Here is a 21,174-nt window from a genome sequence, read left to right on the forward strand (position 1 = left end):
CCTCGTCAGGCCGGCAGTGCAGCCTTGGCCTGTTCGGCGATCTTGCCGAAGGCGGTCAGGTCGTGCACGGCCAGATCGGCCAGGCTCTTGCGGTCGATCTCGATCTCGGCCTTCTTCAGACCCGCCATCAGGCGGCTGTAGGAGAGATCGAACTGACGGGCCGCCGCATTGATGCGGACGATCCACAGCGACCGGAACTGGCGCTTTTTCTGGCGACGGTCACGGTAGGCATACTGGCCGGCCTTGATGACGGCCTGGTTGGCAACGCGGAAGACGTTCTTCCGGGCGCCGTAGTAGCCCTTGGCCTGTTTGAGGACCTTCTTGTGACGGGCGTGAGCGGTTACACCGCGCTTGACTCGTGGCATGTCTTTCTTCCTCGGTCAGATCAACGGTACGGCAGCATTTTGCGCACGGCGGCGACATCCGCCTCGTGCACCATGGCCGGACTGCGCAGTTGACGCTTACGCTTGGTGGATTTCTTGGTCAGGATGTGGCTGCGGTGCGACTGGAACCGCTTGAACTTCCCAGACCCGGTACGGGCGAAGCGCTTGGCCGCACCCCGATTGGTCTTGATCTTTGGCATTGCTCTCTCCGGCATTTTGGGCCGTACCCGATTCGGGCCGGCCGTTTATGGGAGGACCGGCAGGTATGCGGAGACCTGCGCGATCCTTGTTGTCTGACCGGCCTACTTCTTCTTGCCGGTCAGCACCATGATCATCTGGCGTCCTTCCATCTTCGGCCGCTGCTCGACGACCGCGATATCGGACATGTCCTGCTCGATCTTGTCCAGCAGCTCGCCACCCAGCTCCTGGTGGCGCATTTCGCGACCGCGGAAGCGGATGGTCACCTTGCCCTTGTCGCCGCCCTCGATGAAGCGGCGCAGGTTGCGAATCTTGACGTTGTAGTCGCCCTCGTCCGTACCCGGACGGAACTTCACTTCCTTGATCTGGATCTGTTTCTGCTTCTTCTTGGCTTCCTGCGCCTTCTTCGCCTGCTCGAACTTGAACTTGCCGTAGTCCATGATCCGGGCTACGGGCGGTTCCGCATTCGGTGAGATCTCGACCAGGTCCAGACCGCTCTCCTGGGCCATTTCCAGGGCCTCTGCAGTACTGCAGACGCCGCGATTCTCGCCCTCGGCGTCGATCAGTCGGATTTGCGGGCACGTGATCTGATCGTTCAGGCGGACCGTTTTCGCTGCGCTAATAGCCTTCTCTCCAATTCAAGGTTCAGTGTTGGCGACTGGCGACCTCCTCCCGGAGGCGCTCGCCGAAGGCCTCGACGCTCATTACGCCCAGGTCTTCTCCGCTTCGTGTACGCACCGCGACCTGCCCGTTTTCCATTTCCTTGTCTCCAAGGACCAGCAGGTACGGCACGCGCTTGAGCGTGTGCTCGCGAATCTTAAAGCCGATCTTCTCGTTTCTCAAGTCGGACTCGACCCGGAATCCCTTGTCCCGTAGCGTCTTGGTGACCTCGCGGGCATAGTCGTCCTGGCGTTCGGTGATGGTCAGCACCTCGGCCTGCACCGGGGCCAGCCAGGTCGGGAAGTGCCCGGCGTAGTGCTCGATCAGCACGCCGAAGAAACGTTCCACCGAGCCCAGCAGCGCGCGGTGGATCATGATCGGGCGCCGGCGCTCGTTGTCTTCGGCCACGTATTCCATGTCGAAGCGCTCGGGCAGGTTGAAGTCCAGCTGCACCGTGGAGCACTGCCATTCGCGGCCGATCGCGTCGTGGATCTTGATGTCGATTTTCGGCCCGTAGAAGGCGCCACCGCCCTCGTCCACCGAGTATTCCAGCCCCTTCTTCTCGATCGCCGAGCGCAACGACGCGGTCGCGTGCTCCCAGATCGCGTCGGAGCCGACCGCATCTTCCGGCTTGGTCGAGAGGTTCACATCGAACTTCTCGAACCCGAAGGTCTGCAGGACCTCCAGCGTCAGGTCGATCACCGCCATCACCTCGGCCTCGATCTGGTCCTCGCGGCAGAAGATATGGGCGTCGTCCTGGGTGAAGCCGCGCACACGCATCAGCCCGTGCAGCGCGCCGGACATCTCGCGACGGTAGACCGTGCCCATCTCCGCCCAGCGCAGCGGCAGATCGCGGTAGGAATGCAGCCGGTCCTTGTACATCAGCACGTGGAACGGGCAGTTCATCGGCTTGAGCTGGAAGGCCTGGTGCTCGTCCTCCATCGGCTCGTACATGGACTCGGCGTAGAAGTCCGCATGGCCGGAGGTCTTCCACAGCTCCAGGTTCGCGATGTGCGGCGACACGACGAAGTCGTAACCCGCCTTCTCGTGCATGTCGTACCAGTACTTCTCGATCTCGCGGCGGATGCGCGCGCCCTTCGGGTGCCAGAACACCAGGCCGCCGCCGGCCTCGTCCTGGATCGAGAACAGGTCCAGCTCCTGACCGATCTTGCGGTGATCGCGGCGCTCGGCCTCCTTCAGGCGTTCCAGGTATTCCTTCAGCTGGTCCTTGTTCGCCCAGGCGGTCCCGTAGATACGCTGCAGCATCTCGTTGTCGGAGTCGCCGCGCCAGTAGGCACCGGCCACCTTGGTCAGCTTGAAGGCCTTCAGCTTGCCGGTTGACGGGATATGCGGGCCGCGACAGAGATCGACAAAGTCGCCCTGCTTGTACAGCGAAATGTTCTCGCCCTGCGGGATGGAGGCGATGATTTCGGCCTTGTACTCTTCTCCCATGTCGCGGAAGTACTTCACCGCCTCGTCGCGATCCATCAGCGAGCGCTCCACCGGCAGGTCCTGCTTGGCCAGCTCCTTCATGCGCTTCTCGATCTTCTCCAGATCCTCCGGCGTGAAGCCGCGGTCATAGGCGAAGTCGTAGTAGAAGCCGTTCTCGATGGTCGGGCCGATGGTGACCTGGGCCTCGGGAAAGAGCTGCTTGACCGCCTGCGCCATCAGGTGCGCGGTCGAATGCCGGATGATCTCCACCCCCTCCGGGTCGCGGTCGGTCACGATCGCGAGTTCGGCGTCGGCGTCGATCTCGTGGCGGGCATCGACCAGCTGGCCGTTCACCTTGCCGGCCAGGGTCGCCTTGGCGAGGCCCGGACCGATGTCCTTGGCCACATCCAGCACGGTGACTGGATGATCGAACTCGCGGCGGCTGCCGTCGGGGAGGGTTACTGCGGGCATTGCAAGGCTCCTTCGCCGACCCATACGCGGGGTCGAACGTCGCGTGTCAAAAATTGGACTTGCCGGAAACGACAACGGCGCGAAGCGTATCACACGCCCCGCGCCGCGGCAGGTTTCCCGGCCTGCAGCCGGGATTCCCGGATCGCCCCTTACATGTTCTCTTCGATGAACAGATAGGTCCGGTTCACGTTGGGTCGATGCCAGTCGTCGTAGTGGCGCAGGTGCTTGAACTCTTCGAGATCGGACAGGCGTTCCACCACCTCGTCCAGGGACTCCCAGTCCTCGATACCCGCTTCGACCTCGCGCACCAGCAGTTCCAGGTAGTCACCCGTGTCCTGGCGCGCCTCGGCCATGTCCGTCGCGCGGCCATGACCCGGTACGACGATCTCGGGATCGATGGACTCCAGGTGCCGGAAGGCCTCCAGCTTCTCCACCGGGTTACTCCAGGGATGGATGCCCAACATGCGTTCGGTGTAGACGATGTCGCCGGTGAACACGACATCCTCGCCTGGCAGGTGGACCATGATATCGCCCGGGAAGTGGGCGTCCCCGGCATAGATCAGTTCGAAGTCCACCCCGCCGACCGTCAGGGTGTGTTCGTCCACGTCAATCGGATTCGGGGCCGGGACTGGCTCGGTCCCTTCCATGGCCTCTTCTCCCACGGTATTCGCCAGGGACTCGATCTGCCCCTCGCCGCGTTCGGCCTGCGTGGATGCAGTGCGCTGCAGGGCGACCAGCTCCGCACCCTGCTCGTGGAAGTAGCCATTGCCCAGCCAGCGGTGATCCTGCGAACCCACCGAGATCACATGCGTGATCGGCTGATCCGTGACCTCGGCGATCGCCCTGGCCATGCGTTCGGCGACCTTGTAGCTCGGCCCCGAATCGATCAGCACGACGCCGTCGTCAGTGACGACGAAGCCCGTGTTATTGGTGAAGCCGAGATTTTCCGGCGTGCGGTTCTCCAGCGAACCGTAGAAGTACCAGACGCGGTCCGTCAGCTGAATCGGCTCCAGTACCTTCTCGATGGGTCGGTCGCGCGGCTCTTCTTTCTCTTCTCCGGCCTGCGCAATCAGGGCCAGGCCCATCAGCACAACGGCCAGCACTGGCCATACGGTCCAGCGCCCTTTCAATTGCCTATCCATCCAAACATCCTCAATAAGCGGGTTTCGCCCCCCGGTTGGAGAGCCTGCGAACGCGTCGCGTGTACCCCGGCCTTCGAACGCCCGTTCGGGCCGTTATTGGTTTTCGGCGATTATATCCGCTTTCGCGCATATTTAGACAGGGTTCACATCAGCGCCGCGGCTGCGAGTCCCCTGTCGAACCATGCAGGGCACGCACGACCCACCGCGCCACCAGCGGAAACAGGCCCACCGCGACCAGAGAGGCAATCAGACCGGGCGAAAAGATCCCCTCGGGCCCGTCCAGACGACTGATCTGCGTACCGGCATTGGCAAAGACGATCGTCGCCGGGAGCATGCCCAGCTGCGACACCCAGTAGTACGTCCACGTCCTGATGCGCATCAGGCCCATGCCTGCATTGATCACAAAGAAGGGGAAGGCCGGCGTCAGGCGCAGCGCGAACAGGTAGTACGCCCCCTCGCGCTCGAAGCCACGGTTGATGGGTTCCAGCCGGTCTGCGAATCGGCGCTGCAGGGGCTCGCGAGCGATGGTGCGCGCCACCAGAAACGTCAGCGTCGCGCCCAGTGTGGAGGCAAAGGACGACAGCACACTACCCCAGAACACCCCGAAGATGGCCCCGCCCGCCAGCGTCATGATCACGATACCGGGCAACGACAGCGCCGCGACCACCACATAAACGAAGAAGAACACCACCGCCGCCAACAGCGGCCGGGCCGCACGCTGGTCCTCCAGATCCCCCTGGGCTGCCTGCAGGCGCTCGAACTCCAGGAAACGGCCCAAGTCGAGCGCGAAGAACGCGATCAATGCGGCCACCGCAAGGATCGCCACCACCCAGTACGCTCGATTCACCTGCCCTCTCCCGATACGCATTCGTCAAAACGCTGGACCCGGACGCTGCCCGCGTGCGTACATTGGCCGCATGAATACACAGCCCCACCCATACGATGCCCTCAAACCCACCGTGATTCTCGACGCGGTGGAAACCACCGGCCTGCGCTGCGATGGCCGCCTGCTTGCCCTGAACAGCTACGAGAACCGGGTGTATCAGATTGGCATCGAGGATGCGACGCCGGTCATTGCCAAGTTCTACCGGCCCGGCCGCTGGACCGACCGCGCGATCCTCGAGGAGCATGCATTCAGCCAGGAGCTGGCCGCGCGGGAGGTCCCCGTCGTCGCGCCGCTGGTCGCAGACGACGGGGCAACCCTGCACCATCATCAGGGCTTTCGCTTCGCGGTTTATCCGCGCTGCGGCGGGCGTACGCCGGACCTGGAGCAGTCGGACACGCTGCAGCGCATCGGGCGGTTCATTGCGCGAATCCACGAAGTGGGCCTCAGCGCCTCATTCCACGAACGCATCACGCTGGAGCCGGTGGCACTGGGCGAACAGGCGCGGCAGGACGTGCTCGCCTCCGGCTACCTGCCCCCCGAGTTGCAGTCAGTCTATCGCGACCTCAGCGCGGACCTGATCAGCCGCATGCAGCGAAACACCGAGGCGGTGGGCCCCGTCCCGCAGCTCCGGCTGCATGGCGACACCCACCCGGGCAACATCCTGTGGACCGACGACGGTCCCCACTTCGTCGACCTCGACGACGCCTGCAATGGGCCCGCGATGCAGGATCTTTGGATGTTCCTCTCCGGGGAGCCACCGGAGATGGCATCACAGCTGCGCGACCTGCTGGAGGGTTACGAGACGTTCATGCGCTTCGACCGCCGCGAGCTGGGCCTGATCAGCACCCTGCGCACGCTGCGCATCATGCGCCACGCCGCCTGGCTGGCCCGCCGGGCGGATGATCCCGCGTTCGTCGACGGATTCCCGGTGTTCTACACCCCGCGCTACTGGGAGGAACACATCCTGACCCTTCGCGAACAAGCCGCCGCCCTGGACGAGCCCGCACTGGAACTGGACAGCCCGGGGGTCGCGGCCAGGGACTACTGGGATCTTTAAGGAGACGCTGATTTGATCGCACGTCCGCGTTGGTGCCCACTGTTATCCGAGACAACGCGCGTCGTGTAACGGGCAATGGTTTTACCCGCAAGCGGTGCAACGCAGGATCAGGGAAACTGGGGCGCCAACCCACAAGCCATTCAATGCAGGGGCTCGGCCGCCCGCCGTTATCCAAAACGGGCGCGCACACGGCGCTGCGGCTCCCTTGTGCAGAATGACTGCACGGCAGTCACTGCGCCTTGTTCGCACGCAAAAGGGACGAAGCAGCAAGCGTGTACATTAATCAATGTTTCTCTCAGCAAACACTAATCAAGCGGTCGCGCACCTGCGATCGCCCCCAGGCCCCGATAGTGTTCCAGCAGTTGCCGCCCGCTCTCCAATAACTCGGGACCGGGCTCGAGGCCAAAATCCTCCGCTACCCGGCGAAGCTGCTGGTCACCCGCTGCCGGCTCCTCGCAGACCCGCCACAACAGCCGTGCTCCCAGCGGGTTCAGCTCGGCAAAGCGTACGCGCTCGCCCTCGCCACGATAGGCCAACAGGTAGGTGGGCACATCACCCGGCTGCTGGGGGCAGTGGTCCGGCCCAATCCGATGCACCGGGAACTCGTAAGCCAGCAGTCGCGCGGCGGACGAAAACTCCGGGACCCCCGTCAGCAGATCGCCCTGCGGATCCACGTCGGCCGAGGGCTGCGCATCGCTGTAGACGAGCTCCGTCTCGACCCGTTCGTAGTGCGCCAGCTCGGCCAGAAACGGCCAGTCGCCCGGCAGCAGCCTCCGCTCCTCGGCCAGGTACTGGACGAATTCCTCCGCCAGCCGCGGGAAATACGGCGTATGACAGCCATGGTCGCGATAGAAATCGCGCACCAGCGCTGCCCACGCCTCCTCCCCTAGGATCCGCCGGATGACCGGGAACCCGCGCCCGAGCAGATTACGAATGTTATTGATAAACAGGCGCCGGTAGATCGCCAGCCGGCGGTCCTCGATACCCTCCGGGGGCGGGTGGCGCTCCGGGTCGCGCAGGTGCCGGGCGAGGACCTGCTGCAACTCCTGAAAATCGGGTTCAGCCATGGGCCTGCAGGGATGCGCGCTTCCCGGCCGCGGTGACCTGAAGTGCGCGGATGCGGTCCGTTTCCTCCAGCAAGACCTCCAGCGCCGGGAAGTTGAAGTCCCGCTCCAGCAAGGTCGGCACCGGGCCGATCCGTTCGTAGGTCGCCTCCAGCAGATCCCATACGTCCCCGCAGACCGGCTGGCCATGCGTGTCCACGCGCAGATCCGGCGCTTCTTCCTCGTGGCCGGCGATGTGGATGTAGCGCACGCGCTCCAGCGGCAGACCATCGAGGAACTCGACCGGGTCATAGCCGTGGTTGATGCTGTTCACGTAGATGTTGTTCACATCCAGCAACAGCTCGCAGTCGGCTTCGTCCAGCACCGCCCGGAGGAACTCCAGCTCGCTCATCCGGGCCCCGACCGGGGTGTAGTAGGAAACATTCTCCAGTGCCATGCGCCGGCCGATCGTCTCCTGCACCTGGAGCACGCGACGGGCCACATGCCGCACGGCTTCTTCGGTAAACGGGATCGGCATCAGGTCGTAGAGGTGGCCCTTTTCGTCCCCGCAGGCCGAGAGGTGTTCGGTGTAGTCCTCGATGTCATGCGTATCGAGGAACCGGCGCAGATCGGCCAGAAAGTCCATGTCCAGGGGTCGTGGCCCGCCGATGTCCAGGGAAAGCCCGTGACAGACGAACGGGTGGGCCTCGGTATATTCGCGGAAAGTACGGCCCAGGCGCCCGCCAAGGTGCATCCAGTTCTCCGGCGCAGCCTCGAAAAACCCGAGCCGCTCCAGCGACTCGGGTGCCTCGGCCAGCGGCTCCAGTAGTGCCCGCCGCAGGCCGAGCCCGGCCCCGCGTACGCGGGCCGGGCGTACGGGCTGGATGGCTTCAGCCGCCACAGGTCCCCTCGCCACAGGAGCCTTCCGAGTCCTTCTCTTCCCCGTTGGCGCCACAGCTACCCTCGCCACAGGAACCTTCGGAGTCCTTGGGCTCGCTATCGGCGCCACCGCAGGTGCCTTCACCACAGGAACCCTGGGCCAGCATGTGAGGGGCTGAAGATCCCTGCTGATACCCGTGGTTCAGATCCACCGCGGCGAAGGCCGGGCTGGAACCCATGGCCAGGCCGATCGCGGCGGTACCCACCACGCCGGCCAGGGTCTTTTTCGAGAACAGTTCTTGTTTCATGATGCAACTCCTTCGTCGCTTAACGTTAGGGGCAAAATGCCCGCCTTGCCAATGGTTGCTGTTTTGCACAGCTCCATTGGCGATCCCCTGTCCTCCATCCTCCTGGCTATCCCCTGTCCATCATCCTCCTGCGGATGTAGAAATCGATGCTCAGGTAGCGGCCGGCGCCCCAGAAGAAGATCACCAGCAGCATGATGAAGTACGTCGCGGCCATCTCGATTCCGCTGTTCACGATCGCGAAGCTCCCGTACTCGGTCAGCCAGTCCCAGTTGCCGTGCTCCCGCAGGATGGAACGCGCGCGGCTCAGCCGTTCCTGGGCCGCTTCCACTCCCGAGCAGTTGAACAGGCACATCATCGGGTCGGAGATGCGCTGCCATCCGTTCTCCAGATGGGCCGTGACCGCCGCGACGATCATCGTGACCATCAGGGGAATGGAGAACCAGCGCGCGGCAATACCCAGCAGCAGGGCGATCGCACCCAGGACCTCGGCATAGGCGGCCAGCAGCACCATCAGGTACGGAAACGGCATCCCCAGCCCCCAGTCCGGGTTGCCAAACCACATCACCACGCTTTCCTTCGGCAGGAAGCCGTCGAGCTTGTTGGTGCCGGCCATCCAGAACACCGGCGCGAGATACAGGCGAATCAGCAGCGGCGCCAGAAAATCCGCTCCGCGCGTCATGTCCAGCCACCGCTGGAATCGGATACCCGCCCGCAACGCCATAGCGTTCATCGCCTCGTCCTCGATTCTTCCGTTGAACTGACTTAAAGCCTAGCCAGCCCTTCGGACAATCGTGAGAACCGTCGCGCCGGCATTTATGTCCGATCGTCCGGGGCGGAGCCAAGACGCCTGCGATGCCGTACATTGATCAGTGTTTCCTCGACAGGAGCGAACCCCTCATGGACATGAGCCGGATCATGCCGCGCGAGGACACGCTGTCGTCCGTCCTCTCGGCCTACAACCTGCGCGCACGGATCGACACCAACCCCCGTCTGTGCGGCCAGTGGCAGCTCAGCACCACCGGTTCCGGGCATGCGAGCTTTCACCTGATCAGCGAAGGGGGCTGTTACCTGCACATGGAGGACTGCGAGCCACTGTGGCTGGATGCGGGCGACATGCTGCTCCTGCCCCACGACGACTGGCACCTGCTGGCGAGCGAGCCTTCATTCGAGGACCGGGACAATCACCTGAATCTGCTGGACCCGTCCGAGCCCGAACCCGGCTCGACACAGCTGTTATGCGGTCACTTCGAATTCGATTCCGGGCGCCGGAATCCGATCCTGGCGGCCCTGCCCGACCGCGTGATCGTGCGCCACGCCGAGAGCGGCGAGCGGCTGGCGCGGCTGGCCGATCTGATGCGCCTGGAACTGTCAGAGCAGTCCGCCGGCTATCGGCCGGTACTCGATCGTCTGGCGGATACCCTGTTCGTAATGACGGTGCGCCACTACGTCTGCCATTACCAGGAGCATCCAGAACAGTGTCTGATCGCGGCCCTCGCGGACGACCGTATCCGCCGTGCCCTCGATGCGCTGCACGCACGCCCCGAGGAGAACTGGACGGTCGAGGGCTTGGCGCAGGAGGCCGCGATGTCGCGAACCAGTTTCGCCGCGCGTTTCAGCGAGCTGGTCGGACAGGCCCCCATCGACTACCTGACCCAGTGGCGCATGGTCCTGGCCGAACGCCTGCTGCGCGATCCGAGGGCATCGGTGGCCAGCGTGATGGAACAGGTCGGCTATGGCTCGGAGCCGGCCTTTCGCAAGGCCTTCAAGCGCGTCCACGGGTACGGCCCCGGGCGTATCCGGCGACTGTTCTCGCGCCTGACTCGCGCGCACTGAAACACCGCGGTACCGGGCTTTCAGCGACCCGCAGGCGCCTCCCAGTGCTCGTCCTGCATCACGTCATCCAGTGGCGTGGCGGCCAGGTGGTTGGTGTAGTTCGAGAGGGTCTTCAGCGCGACTGCGAGGATCACATCCAGGATCGCCGCCTCCTCGAATCCCGCCCGGCGAAACGCCTCGAGTTCGTCATTGGGGACCGCACCGCGATGCTTGAGTACTGCTACCACGAATTGGCGCAGGGCCTCGAGCCGCTGATCGGGCACGGGTTGATCCTCGCGCAGCGCGTCGACGACCGCATCGGGCAGGCCCGCCATCCGTCCCGTCATGGAGTGCGCGGCCATGCAGTAATGACATTCGTGGTACCGACTGATCGTGAGTAGCGCAACGCTCTGTTCCTCGGGGGACAGGCTGCTCTGGCTCAACCGCTCGGTCAGGTCCAGGTAGGCCGAGGCCGCCGCCGGGCTGCTGGCCATCACGCGAATCAAATTCGGCACCAGTCCCAGCACCTTCCCGGATCGCTCGAAGGCCTCCGGCGCGCTGTCGGGTGTTCTCAGTGGAAATTCCATCGTCATATACCTCCAGGGAACCACGGATCAATGGTTCCCTCGCTCTTCGTCGTCGGCGGGCCTGGCCGGCAGCAGGGTTTCCAGTGCCGGCAACAGATGCAGGACCGTGTCCGCGTCCTGCCGCGCCTTGGCCAGCAGCAGCACGCCTTCGACCTGCGCCAGCCACTGTTCCGACAGACGGGCACTATCCGATGCCTGCGGGAGTTCGCCGCTTTGCACGGCGGTCTCGATCGCTCGCTGGAAATGGCCGCGCAGGGCCTCCAGGTGCGCGGCCACGGCCTCTCGAACCGCCGAATTCCAGTTCGCCAGCTCCAGCGCCAGGTTCCCGAACGGGCAGCCGGGGAGCTCCCCGACCTCCCCCTGGGCGCGGATCTCGAACTGATACAGGCGATCGACAAACCGCCCGAGGCGGTCGCGCAGAGGCAGGTCGCATTCCAGCGACGGCCGCAGTACCTCGCGTTCGAGCTCGCGATAAAGCGTCTCGAGCATCTCCAGCACCAGGGCGTCCTTGCCGGGAAAAAAGTGATAAAGGCTGCCCTTCTTCACGCCAGCGTGCGCACAGATCTCGGCCACGCCGACGGCGCCGTAGCTGCGGCCAAGGATCAGCGACCGTGCGGCGGCGATCAGGGCGTCGCGTGTCCGGGTTGGGGTGAATGCATCGGCCATACATTGAAGAATAGTTGACCGGTCGGTAAATTGGAAAGCATCGGATATCTAGCGAGGCCACCATGTCCATCCCGGTTATCAACGCGCAGGCGGTCACGATTCCGGTTCGCTACGAGGACAGCTGGCAGGACGGCTTCGGCGCCCGCGGCTGGAAGCTGGACGTCGCCGGGCTGGGCGCCGACGTGATTGCCGCAACTCCCTATTGCGGGGATCGCATTCCGACCTCGGTGTTTGTCCATGACATCGTCGACCATCTCCTGTGCGGTTTCAGTCTGTCCGGTTACGTCGACGAGGCCGCGGCCCTGATCCAGCTCTCCCTGCGAACCCACTCTGACCCCGTCCCGGACTATCAGCAGATGGTCGACGAAGATCTGATCCCGGGGCTTGGCCAGCACGATGACTGGGTCGAGCTCCTGCCGGCCTCGCTCAACGTCTCCCCCGAGAGCGTCGGGGACCCCGGCCTCCTCCTGAACGAGCTTCGCGACAAGCTGGGTGACGGGGCCCTGCGCGCCCTGCTGACCGCCGGGTTCGTCCGCGAAGGCTGGAAACGAGCGGAAGATGCCCGGCACTACTGGGAGGGGCTTGGCCTGCGTTATCCGGACCGCGGCGCGACCGCCCTGGCACTACAGGAGCTATTCGAGTGGATGGATGCCACGGTGCGCGAACAACTGTGGATGCACGCGACTGGTCAATTCCTGATCCATCGCGAGCACGTGACCTTCCGGTTTTCCCGGCCTGAGGGCGCAGGGCATCGGTCAGTAAATGTCGCTTCCGGTCATTGAAGCCGACCCACAAGACCGCAGATCTGCGCCCAGGCTTCACGCCTGCAGGTCAAAGTGCGATCCGAGGTGCTCGTTGGAGTTGGACTGCACCGAGCCGTCGGGCATGAAGGTCTGGCCCATGTCCGCTTCGTCGTCCGGATCGGCGTCCATCTGGGGGGCATCGTCGGCCTGCGGGGCCCCGTTGACCTGGCCGCCGGCCAGCGGCATCGCGGTGGCCTGCGTCGGCGGCGTCGCATTAAGGCCCTGGGGCGCGAATGCCGCCTCGTGTGCCGACGGGGCCTGTGTGGTGGACGCCGGCTGGGCCACATGTGGGGAAGTCGAGACGGCCGCGCCCTGTCCGTTGACCTGACCGTTCGCCTGCGCTTGCGTGGCGGCCTGAGCCTGCTGTGCCGGCTGTGCGTGTGCCGCCTGCCCAGCCTGCCCAGCCTGCCCGGCCTGCCCGGCCTGCCCGGCCTGCGCCGGTCGGTGGCCAGCCTGCCCGGCGTTGTTCGGGCTTTGCGCCGAATGGACCGGCCGCGCCAGCGCCGCCTGATTCATTCCGATGCCGTCGATCATGAGGTGCTCCCGGTTTTCGTGGCACCCGGCACCCAAGCAGCGACCATGCCAGAACACTGGTGTTTTCCGTGAAGGGCGCCATGAGGCGCTCCCCGGGCGCCCGCCCCATGTCGCTGTCTTGTCCGGTGCGGCAAGCACGATCCGTCCGCCAGCAAGGGTGTTCCGGTCAAACCGGCCCTATTCGCAACCGATATCCTCGTGCCAGAGGTCCGGGTGTCGTTCGATAAACGCGGCCATCAGCTCCTGGCAGGCGGCGTCCTGCAACACATCGACCTGCACGCCGTGCGAACGCAGCCAGTCCTCCTCTCCCATGAAGGTGGCGTTTTCCCCGACCACCACACGCGGGATGCCGTACAGCACGATCGCCCCGCTGCACATCGCACAGGGCGAGAGCGTCGTGTAGAGCGTGCACTCGCGGTAGATGCTCGCCGCCTGGCGTCCGGCGTTCTCCAGGGCATCCATCTCGGCATGCAGGATGGCGCTGCCGTTTTGCACCCGCCGATTGTGTCCGCGGCCGACGATGCGCCCGCCGTGCTCGATGACCGAACCAATCGGGATACCCCCTTCATCCCAGCCGGTTCGTGCCTCGTCCAGGGCTGCTTCCAGAAAAGGATTCATGACATTCGTCCGGGTTTGTTCGAGAACTGATTGTGTAGACTCATGGACTGAGGTGCGAATTCGGCGCCAACCACCCTCCCCTTGACGGGCTCGATACGAGAGACTTTCCATGCGCCGCCGCATCATCGGCATCCCTGTCGGTATCCTCCTGGGCGTCGCGCTCGCCTTCGTGCTGGCAAACGTTGCCCTGTTCAACCTCCTCCCGAAACCCGACCGAGTGAAGGCCCCGGTGGCCATCGACTACGGCACCTCGGACAGTGCATTTCGCCGCGGAATGGGGCTCACGCTGCAGCAGCCGATTGTCTCCGGCAACGCGCTGGAGCTGCTGCGCGACGGCGAGGCCATCTACGACGCCAAGATCGAGGCCATCGAAGGCGCTGAACAGACGGTTACCTTCGAGGTATACGAGTTCTGGGGCGAGCAGGCCGCCCGCTTCGCCGAGGCCTTCGCACGCGCGGCGGAGCGCGGGGTCAAGGTTCATGTGGTGATCGACTACGTGGGCTCCGTGCTCGCGGATCAGGAAAAGTTCGACCGCATGACCGAAGCCGGCGCGGAAGTCGTGCGCTGGCGCGAGCCCTCCTGGTATCAGATGTCACGTTTCAACCACCGTACGCATCGAAAAATTCTGGTGGTGGACGGCAGAACCGGATTCATCGGCGGCGCGAACATCGCGGACACCTGGGTGCCCGCCGAGGACCACGAGCCCTACCGCGACAACCACTTCCGTGTCACCGGGCCCGTTGTGGGCAACTTGCAGGCGGCATTCATGGAGACCTGGCTGGATGCCAAAGGCGAACTGAAGCTGGGCGATGCGTATTACCCGGAACTCGAGGACGAAGGTGCTCTGGATGCGCAGGTCGTCAACAGCGCCCCGCGCGAGGGCCGTCATCGCATTCGCAAGATGTTCCTGCATGCCCTGGCAGCAGCCGAGGACCAGGTGACCATTGCGACGGCGTACTTCTATCCCGACCCGGACTTTCTCGATGCGCTGACCGACGCGGCCGACCGCGGCGTTCGAATCCGCGTGCTCATGCCGGGCGACAGCATCAACCACGGTTTCGTACGACATGCCTCCGTGAATCGCTGGAGGCCCATGCTGGAGGCCGGGGTCGAGCTGCACGAATACCACCCGCGGATGTATCACTCCAAGCTGATGAGCGTGGACGACCGCTGGACCAGCATCGGCTCGGCCAATCTGCACAACCGCTCATTCCGCCTGAACGACGAAACCAATCTGAACATCTATGACGAAGACTTCGCCCGCTCGATCCGGGAACTGATCGAGGAAGACAAGGCCGAGGCCGAGCGGATGACGATCGAGGCCTGGGAAAACCGGCCCTGGAAATACCGCATCTACGGCTGGATCGCGCGCATCATCGGGCCGTACATGTAGCGGCCCCGAGCCGGAGCCGGCCTTTTCAGTTGGCGACGGGCCGGGCGCCACCCTCGGCATCGATCTCCACTACCAGCATGTCGCCCGCGCCGATGCTGCGACCGGACAGTTCCATGATGTTCGCACGATGCGTGACATACACCGCCGGCCCCGCATCGCGCGCAAATGCCTCCGCAAGATGCTGGTGCCAGGCACGCATGCGGCGCTCCCGGTCGGGTTCATTGGTGCGGAAGATCGAGCCCAGCGCATCGAGGATCTCCGGCTCGCCGTAGCCCAGCAGGCGCGCCGTATCCGCATTGCGGCACCACGGGCCGGCAAATACGCGGATCTCGGCCAGTCCGGCGGCGCGCAGACGTTCACCAAGCTCGCGCGCCTGGTCACGGCCCAACTCGGAGAGGTTGCGCTGGGTTGTGCAGTCCTCGAGATCGAAACCCGGAGGGTCCCCGATACCTGGCGCCGCGGCATGCCGCATTAACAGGATCCGGTGGGGCTCCTGCAACTGAGCAACAATGACGTGCTCCGCAGCCAGTTCGTCCGCCCAAACCGGTGTGCCAAACAGACACCCCACTACCAGGGCCAGCCCAAGCAGCAGCCGTTTCACAGTTCCGATTTCCTCCGCTACACCACCGCGCGACTCCGCCATGCAGAGCCATCACCGCCGCCGGACTAATCGGGGCGGCAGAGCCCGTCACCACAGCGCGACCGCCAGCGTCGACGCGCAAACCCGTTATAGACCCGATCCATCAGGCGCACCACGTGCGGCACGCGCGACAGCACCCGCCCCAGCAAGCGGTAGTACGGCAAATGCCGCCAGACGACGACAAACGCCCAGGCCCCACTGTGGATCTGCCCCTGGGCGTCGACCACATGCATACGCCGCATCGCCGCATCCCAGTCGATGCGCCACGCCTTCAAGGGCGCCGCGTCGGCGTGGATATCCTGCCAGTCCACGCGACCGGCCTTGTCCAGCCGCCGGTAGTGGCCGATCTCGCGCCGACAAAGTGGGCAGCCGCCATCGAAAAAGACGATGGGGCGCCGCCCGGATAACGAATGGTCAGGCATGGCCGACCGGGCCCAGGTATTGATATTCGGCCTCCGGCAGCGAGCCCAACGCACGTTCTACCACGTCGCGCGCCAGATCGCGGGTCATCTCCGGATGCGCCGGGATCATGTCGGTGCGCACGGCGAGCGCCATTGCCAGCGCCTGCAGCACATCTCCATTGCAGGTGTCGCCCAGCAGTGCAATCTCGTGATCCAGGGTCTCGACCAGCCGGTCCAGCAACTGCTGGACACGCACGGCGGACCCGGTCTCGGGATGCAAACGAAACTCGAAGGAAACGGCCTCTCCACTGGGGGTGGTATACCGATAGGGCATCACGTCCATGGGTCTCTCCTTCTTGTTCGTGTGGATCGGATGGTATCGCCAGGCCGAACGGCGGCTTAGGCTTACGTGGTTGGGCCACGCATGACGGAAACAGTTCAACCAGGAACGAGTTTCCCCGTCGGTCAAGATGGGGTCTGCATCGTTACTGGGCTTTACCGTATCAGACCACACTGACGGGATACTCGATCGAACCGCGAGTCGCGGTATTCTTGACCTCGATGAATATGGGACTGCACTTACACGCAGGGTGGCACTGATGGCCCGTCGACGACGCGGACCGATTACCCGTCTGCTACGCGCACTGACCTGGCTGCTGGCCGGGACGCTCACACTCGCGGTCACATTCGCGCTCGGCCTGATCGTGCTGTTCGCCAAGGTCAACCCGCCCTATGGCATGGCCATGGTCGTCGCCACGGACTGGCAGACCGCATCCCGCCTACGGCCCGAATGGCAGCGCCTGGACGACCTTCCGCGTCACCTGATGCTGGCCGTGATCGCAGCGGAAGACCAGCACTTTCCGGTACATCGCGGCTTTGACTGGGGCTCCATGCGCCAGGCGGTAGACGACCACATGCTGCACGGCCAACGCCTGCGCGGGGCCAGCACCATCAGCCAGCAAACGGCCAAAAACCTGTTCCTGTGGCACAAGCGCTCCTGGGTCCGCAAAACGCTGGAGGCCGGATTCACGGCCGGTATGGAAACCATCTGGCCCAAGCGCCGCATCTTCGAGGTCTACCTGAACCTGGCCGAGTGGGGTCCGGGCATCTACGGGATCGAGCACGCCGCCCAGCACTACTTTGGCTTATCCGCGCGCGAACTGGACCGCCACCAGTCCGCACGCCTGGCCGCGATCCTCCCCAGCCCGGGCAGCTACAACCCGGTCAACCCCGGCCCGCGCCTCAGCCAGCGGATCGCCTGGATCGAGCGCCAGATGAACCAGCTGGGCATCGCCTGGCTGGACCCCATGCTGCTGGAATAGCCCCTGCGCTCGCTCCACGGGCGTGAAAATGCCCTGGTGTTTCCCTAGACTACATTCCTCCGCTGTCGCACGGATGCTCGCACTGGCGTCCTCCTGGCGACCCGCGAACCCCGTCCAAACCCGAGGTCCGCCCGTGTCCCCCAGCCGCTTTTTGCGTCTCCCCTTCTTCCTCCTCCTCACCCTCTTCTCGCTGTTGCTGCTCATGCCCCTGGGGACCGTTCAGGCCCAGGAGGGTGGCGATGGAGGTGATCTGCATGACGCGCTGATCGAGGCACTGGAGAACGAAGAGGCACGCGAACGCCTGCTCGAGACACTGCGGGCCGAACGTACCGGGGACGACGAGAGTACGGCAGACGATGAGGCGGCGGTCGACACCGACGAACTGACGTCGATCCCGCGCCAGATCGCCCAGTTCACCCAATCGCTGGCCGAAGGCACAGTGCAGGAGATTCGGGCCCTGAACGAGATCGCCGTGGATATTGGCGACAAGCTGAGCTCGATCGACCCGGTGGTATTCGGCGCGGGGGTGCTGGACCTGGCGATCCTGATTGTCCTGACGATCGCCGCGTTCCTGATCCTGCGGCGCCTTGGCAGCCCGATGTTCGCGGCGTTGGATCGCTGGGTGATCAACTCGCCGGAGCAGTATCACCTGCTGCGCGCACTCCCCGCCGTACTCCTGGCCGCGCTGATCGATTTCCTGATCGTGATCCTGGCCTGGGTCGGGGGTTATGGCCTCGCGCTCTTTGTGCTCGGGGAGTCCGGAGAGATGCTGACGCGGCACTCGCTGTTCCTCAACGCCTTCCTGCTGATCGAGGTCACCAAGGCGGCCCTGCGCCTGATCTTCGCCACGCGCTACCGGGGCCTGCGGCTGCTGCCCATGGCCGGCGACGAGGCCGCCTACTGGAATGCCTGGCTGGCACGCCTGGTCACGTACATCGGCTACGGCCTGCTGCTGCTGGTGCCGCTGGCCAACAATCATCTCTCCAGCGAGGCCGGGCGCTCGCTGGGGCTGCTGGTCATGCTGACCGCTTTCCTCTACGCGGCGGTCATCATCCTGCAGAACCGCCAGCGCGTGCATGACCGCCTGATCCTGGTCGCCAATCGTGCCGGATTCGCCTTCACGCGCATGACGCTGACCTTCCTGGCGAACGCCTGGCACTGGATCGCGCTGATCTACTTCCTGACCCTGGCAATCGTCAGCATCACCCGCCCGGAAGATGCCCTGCCCTTCATGGCCAAGGCCACCGGACAGACGGTACTGGCCGCATTCATCGGGGTCTTTGTCGCCAACGTGCTCAGCCAGATCATCGGCCGCGAGATCCGGGTTCCGGACGAGACTCGCATGAAGTTCCCGATGCTCGAGGTACGCCTGAACTCGTACATCCCCAAGGCGCTGAAGACGATGCGCCTGGTGATCCTGCTCATCGTGCTGGCAGTGATCGCAGATGCCTGGGGCGCGTTCAATCTCGGCGCCTGGATTGCCTCCGATACGGGCATGTACGTGCTCGGCACTGCGATCTCGGTCGCCCTGATCCTGATCGGTGCCCTGGCCATCTGGCTCGTGTTCGCCAGCTGGATCGAACACCGCCTGAGCCCGAATACCGGCGAGGGCGAGCCCGGGGCGCGCGAGAAGACCCTGCTGACCCTGTTCCGCAATGCGGTCGCCGTCGTGCTGGCCGTGATGACCGCCATGATCGTGCTGGCCGAGATTGGCGTGAATATCGGCCCGCTGCTGGCCGGCGCCGGCGTGCTCGGCCTGGCGGTTGGCTTCGGCGCACAAAAGCTGGTGCAGGACATCATCACCGGGGTGTTCATCCAGCTGGAGAAAGCCATCAACACCGGGGACGTGGTCACGGTGGCCGGCATGACCGGCGTGGTCGAGAAGCTCACGATCCGTTCCATGGGCCTGCGTGACCTGTCCGGCACCTATCACCTGATCCCATTCTCGTCGGTGGATGCCGTCTCCAACTACATGCGCGAGTATGGCTATCACGTGGGCGAGTACGGCGTGGCCTATCGCGAGGACATCGACGAAGTGATCGTGCGCCTGCGCGAGGCCTTCGAGGAACTCAAGGAAGATCCGGACCAGGGTCCGAACATCCTCGACGAGATGGAGGTACACGGCGTGACTGCGCTGGCCGACAGCTCGGTCAACGTGCGCATCCGCATCAAGGCGCTGCCCGGTACGCAGTTTGGCCTGGGCCGCGCGTTCAACCGCCTGGTGAAGAAGCACTTCGACGCCGCCGGTATCGAGATCCCGTTCCCGCATCAGACCATCTACTTCGGTCAGGAAAAGGACGGCAGCGCTCCGCCCGCGCACCTGCGTCTCAGCCAGGAGCAGGGTGAAGACACCGACGACGGTCGCGACTACTCGAAAGACCAGCGGGCCCGCCCCAATCCGAAGCACAAGGGCGATTACGACGAGGCCGAGGACTGAGCGAGACAGGGCCGGTGTACGGATTCACGCGGACGACTTCCCCCGAAGGGGAAGTCGCGCCATGATGAAGGCATGCGACTGCTGATTCTGCTCGCACCGCTCGTGCTGCTTCTGGCCTGGGCACCGAGCTGGTGGGTACGCCAGACGATGAGGAAGTACAGCCAGCCGGAGGACCGCTACGACGGGACCGGCGCCGAGCTTGCGCGTGACCTTCTGGATCGCCATGGCCTGCATCACGTGCGCGTCGAATCCACCCGCGATGGCGACCACTACGATCCCTTCGATCGCGCGGTGCGGCTGTCGGAGGACAACCACGACGGTCGCTCGCTCACCGCGATCACGGTGGCTGCGCACGAGGTCGGGCACGCGGTGCAGCACGCTCAGGACTACCCGCCCCTGCGCATGCGCAGCAACCTGGTCTGCCTGTCTCGCTACGGACAGCAGATCGGGGCCTGGCTAATGGTCGCGATCCCCATCATCACGCTGATCGCCCGGCATCCGGCACCGGGCATCCTGTTCTTCCTGGCCGGGATTCTGTCGATGGGGATCGCCGCGCTGGTGCACTTCGTCACCCTGCCCACCGAGTTCGACGCGAGCTTTCGCCGCGCCCTGCCGATGCTGCGCCGGGGCAATTACCTGCACCCGCCGGACTATCCCCATGCCCAGCGCATCCTGAAGGCCGCGGCCTACACCTACGTCGCCCAGTCCCTGATGAGCCTGTTGAACATCGCGTCCTGGTTCCGCTTCCTGCGGCGGTAGCGCATGGACCGCTGCCCGCTGTGTACCGCACCTCTGCGCCCGTTCTTCAGCCGCGGGGTGCGCGACCCTTCGCCCGGGGACTACCAGCGCTGCAGGGGCTGCTCGCTGATTGTCCTGAAGCACCGTTGCTGGCCCACCCTCGCATTCGAGCGCGAGTACTACCAGACACACGAAAACCGGCCGGACGACCCCGGGTATCGGCGGTTTCTGGGCCGCCTGCTTGCACCGCTGGAGGCGCACTGCCCGCCACCGGCGCAGGGCGTGGACTGGGGCTGCGGCCCCCATCCGGTACTGGCGGACATGCTGTGTGCGCGCGGCTACTCCATGCAGACCCATGACCCCGTATTCGCACCTGACCGTCCCGAAGCCCGTGCATGCTTCGATCTCGTCACCTGTACCGAGGTTCTCGAGCACCTGCATGACCCGATCGCCACCCTTGGCGAGATGGCCACCCTTCTGCGCCCCGGCGGCACGATTGCGATCATGACCGGCTGGCCGCCTCCCGCGGCGGCCTTTCATCGCTGGCACTATCGCCGCGACCCTACCCACGTGGCCTTCTACGGGCCCGACACCCTGCGCTGGATCGCCGCGCATCTTGGCTGGGCGATCCACCTGCCGGCACCGGACATTGCGCTTTTTCGCATCCCGGAGCCCCAGGGAAACGAAAAACGAGAAGCCTGCAACGAAATCCGGGGTGCCCCGGAAACCTCGGCTCGCGCCTGTTAAGCTGTTGTTAAGTCGCCA

At 64.7% G+C, this 21,174-nt stretch carries 25 protein-coding genes; 8 read left to right on the forward strand and 17 right to left on the reverse strand.

What is annotated here, in order from left to right:
* Nucleotides 1–5: 5 nt before the first annotated feature.
* From rplT to C936_RS0112115, 6 genes are all read right to left on the reverse strand, one after another.
* Nucleotides 6–365 carry a 50S ribosomal protein L20 gene (gene rplT, locus C936_RS0112090; RefSeq protein WP_018139156.1) on the reverse strand — a complete coding sequence of 120 codons (360 nt, stop codon included), beginning with the start codon at nt 363–365 and terminating at the stop codon, nt 6–8.
* A 20-nt stretch (nt 366–385) separates the two neighbouring features.
* Nucleotides 386–583 (reverse strand): 50S ribosomal protein L35, encoded by a 198-nt coding sequence (rpmI, locus tag C936_RS0112095; protein ID WP_018139157.1) that lies wholly within the window; start codon nt 581–583, stop codon nt 386–388.
* A 102-nt stretch (nt 584–685) separates the two neighbouring features.
* Nucleotides 686–1,219, reverse strand: a complete 534-nt coding sequence (gene infC / locus C936_RS0112100) for a translation initiation factor IF-3 (RefSeq protein WP_081601214.1) — start codon at nt 1,217–1,219, stop codon at nt 686–688.
* Between the two features lie 7 nt (nt 1,220–1,226).
* Complete coding sequence (gene thrS, locus C936_RS0112105) at nt 1,227–3,143, reverse strand: threonine--tRNA ligase (RefSeq protein ID WP_018174468.1); 1,917 nt, start codon at nt 3,141–3,143, stop codon at nt 1,227–1,229.
* 149 nt (nt 3,144–3,292) lie between these two features.
* A complete protein-coding gene (locus C936_RS0112110; protein WP_038038701.1) occupies nt 3,293–4,285 on the reverse strand; it encodes an MBL fold metallo-hydrolase in 993 nt (330 codons plus the stop codon).
* Between the two features lie 148 nt (nt 4,286–4,433).
* Nucleotides 4,434–5,114 (reverse strand): TVP38/TMEM64 family protein, encoded by a 681-nt coding sequence (locus C936_RS0112115; RefSeq protein ID WP_018174466.1) that lies wholly within the window; start codon nt 5,112–5,114, stop codon nt 4,434–4,436.
* Nucleotides 5,115–5,202: 88 nt separating this feature from the next.
* Here C936_RS0112115 and C936_RS0112120 point away from each other — a divergent pair, with 88 nt between their 5' ends.
* Entirely contained in the window at nt 5,203–6,228 is a 1,026-nt protein-coding gene (locus C936_RS0112120; protein ID WP_018174465.1) for a serine/threonine protein kinase, read from the forward strand.
* A gap of 305 nt (nt 6,229–6,533) precedes the next feature.
* Here C936_RS0112120 and C936_RS0112125 read toward each other — a convergent pair whose 3' ends face one another.
* From C936_RS0112125 to C936_RS0112140, 4 genes are all read right to left on the reverse strand, one after another.
* Nucleotides 6,534–7,295 (reverse strand): DUF2063 domain-containing protein, encoded by a 762-nt coding sequence (locus C936_RS0112125; protein WP_018174464.1) that lies wholly within the window; start codon nt 7,293–7,295, stop codon nt 6,534–6,536.
* Nucleotides 7,288–8,172, reverse strand: coding sequence for a DUF692 domain-containing protein (locus tag C936_RS0112130; protein WP_018174463.1), 885 nt, complete (start codon nt 8,170–8,172; stop codon nt 7,288–7,290). The genes C936_RS0112125 and C936_RS0112130 overlap by 8 nt, the downstream gene beginning before the upstream one ends.
* Complete coding sequence (locus tag C936_RS0112135) at nt 8,162–8,458, reverse strand: hypothetical protein (protein ID WP_018139164.1); 297 nt, start codon at nt 8,456–8,458, stop codon at nt 8,162–8,164. The genes C936_RS0112130 and C936_RS0112135 overlap by 11 nt, the downstream gene beginning before the upstream one ends.
* 106 nt (nt 8,459–8,564) lie before the next feature.
* A complete protein-coding gene (locus C936_RS0112140; protein WP_018174462.1) occupies nt 8,565–9,179 on the reverse strand; it encodes a DoxX family protein in 615 nt (204 codons plus the stop codon).
* Nucleotides 9,180–9,355: 176 nt separating this feature from the next.
* On the opposite strand from C936_RS0112140, the gene C936_RS0112145 reads away from it, so the two are divergent.
* Nucleotides 9,356–10,291, forward strand: coding sequence for an AraC family transcriptional regulator (locus C936_RS0112145; RefSeq protein ID WP_018174461.1), 936 nt, complete (start codon nt 9,356–9,358; stop codon nt 10,289–10,291).
* A 20-nt stretch (nt 10,292–10,311) separates the two neighbouring features.
* On the opposite strand, the gene C936_RS0112150 is transcribed toward C936_RS0112145, so the two are convergent.
* A complete protein-coding gene (locus C936_RS0112150; RefSeq protein WP_018174460.1) occupies nt 10,312–10,863 on the reverse strand; it encodes a carboxymuconolactone decarboxylase family protein in 552 nt (183 codons plus the stop codon).
* 21 nt (nt 10,864–10,884) lie between these two features.
* Nucleotides 10,885–11,523 carry a TetR/AcrR family transcriptional regulator gene (locus tag C936_RS0112155; protein WP_018174459.1) on the reverse strand — a complete coding sequence of 213 codons (639 nt, stop codon included), beginning with the start codon at nt 11,521–11,523 and terminating at the stop codon, nt 10,885–10,887.
* A gap of 62 nt (nt 11,524–11,585) precedes the next feature.
* Here C936_RS0112155 and C936_RS0112160 point away from each other — a divergent pair, with 62 nt between their 5' ends.
* A complete protein-coding gene (locus C936_RS0112160; protein WP_018174458.1) occupies nt 11,586–12,305 on the forward strand; it encodes a hypothetical protein in 720 nt (239 codons plus the stop codon).
* A 36-nt stretch (nt 12,306–12,341) separates the two neighbouring features.
* Here C936_RS0112160 and C936_RS0112165 read toward each other — a convergent pair whose 3' ends face one another.
* Nucleotides 12,342–12,860 (reverse strand): hypothetical protein, encoded by a 519-nt coding sequence (locus C936_RS0112165; protein WP_018649357.1) that lies wholly within the window; start codon nt 12,858–12,860, stop codon nt 12,342–12,344.
* Between the two features lie 177 nt (nt 12,861–13,037).
* Nucleotides 13,038–13,478, reverse strand: coding sequence for a nucleoside deaminase (locus C936_RS0112170; protein ID WP_018139171.1), 441 nt, complete (start codon nt 13,476–13,478; stop codon nt 13,038–13,040).
* 109 nt (nt 13,479–13,587) lie between these two features.
* Here C936_RS0112170 and C936_RS0112175 point away from each other — a divergent pair, with 109 nt between their 5' ends.
* Nucleotides 13,588–14,871: a phosphatidylserine/phosphatidylglycerophosphate/cardiolipin synthase family protein gene (locus C936_RS0112175; protein WP_018174456.1), complete on the forward strand. Its 1,284-nt coding sequence runs from the start codon at nt 13,588–13,590 to the stop codon at nt 14,869–14,871.
* Between the two features lie 25 nt (nt 14,872–14,896).
* On the opposite strand, the gene C936_RS0112180 is transcribed toward C936_RS0112175, so the two are convergent.
* The 3 genes from C936_RS0112180 to C936_RS0112190 are packed head-to-tail and all read right to left on the reverse strand — an operon-like array spanning nt 14,897 to nt 16,255.
* Nucleotides 14,897–15,514: a histidine phosphatase family protein gene (locus tag C936_RS0112180; RefSeq protein ID WP_018174455.1), complete on the reverse strand. Its 618-nt coding sequence runs from the start codon at nt 15,512–15,514 to the stop codon at nt 14,897–14,899.
* Nucleotides 15,515–15,537: 23 nt separating this feature from the next.
* A complete protein-coding gene (locus C936_RS0112185) occupies nt 15,538–15,933 on the reverse strand; it encodes a thiol-disulfide oxidoreductase DCC family protein (protein ID WP_018174454.1) in 396 nt (131 codons plus the stop codon).
* Nucleotides 15,926–16,255 (reverse strand): hypothetical protein, encoded by a 330-nt coding sequence (locus tag C936_RS0112190; RefSeq protein WP_018139175.1) that lies wholly within the window; start codon nt 16,253–16,255, stop codon nt 15,926–15,928. Before C936_RS0112190 ends, C936_RS0112185 begins: the two co-directional genes overlap by 8 nt.
* A 256-nt stretch (nt 16,256–16,511) precedes the next feature.
* Between C936_RS0112190 and mtgA the strand changes: the two genes are divergently transcribed.
* From mtgA to C936_RS0112210, 4 genes are all read left to right on the forward strand, one after another.
* Entirely contained in the window at nt 16,512–17,234 is a 723-nt protein-coding gene (mtgA, locus tag C936_RS0112195) for a monofunctional biosynthetic peptidoglycan transglycosylase (protein WP_018174453.1), read from the forward strand.
* A gap of 133 nt (nt 17,235–17,367) precedes the next feature.
* Nucleotides 17,368–19,671, forward strand: a complete 2,304-nt coding sequence (locus tag C936_RS0112200; protein ID WP_018649356.1) for a mechanosensitive ion channel domain-containing protein — start codon at nt 17,368–17,370, stop codon at nt 19,669–19,671.
* A gap of 72 nt (nt 19,672–19,743) precedes the next feature.
* Complete coding sequence (locus C936_RS0112205) at nt 19,744–20,430, forward strand: zinc metallopeptidase (RefSeq protein WP_018139178.1); 687 nt, start codon at nt 19,744–19,746, stop codon at nt 20,428–20,430.
* A 3-nt stretch (nt 20,431–20,433) separates the two neighbouring features.
* Nucleotides 20,434–21,156 (forward strand): class I SAM-dependent methyltransferase, encoded by a 723-nt coding sequence (locus C936_RS0112210; protein WP_018649355.1) that lies wholly within the window; start codon nt 20,434–20,436, stop codon nt 21,154–21,156.
* The last annotated feature ends 18 nt before the right edge of the window (nt 21,157–21,174 follow it).

Origin of the sequence: Thioalkalivibrio sp. ALJ4, from assembly GCF_000377225.1 — a bacterium.
Lineage (GTDB): Bacteria > Pseudomonadota > Gammaproteobacteria > Ectothiorhodospirales > Ectothiorhodospiraceae > Thioalkalivibrio.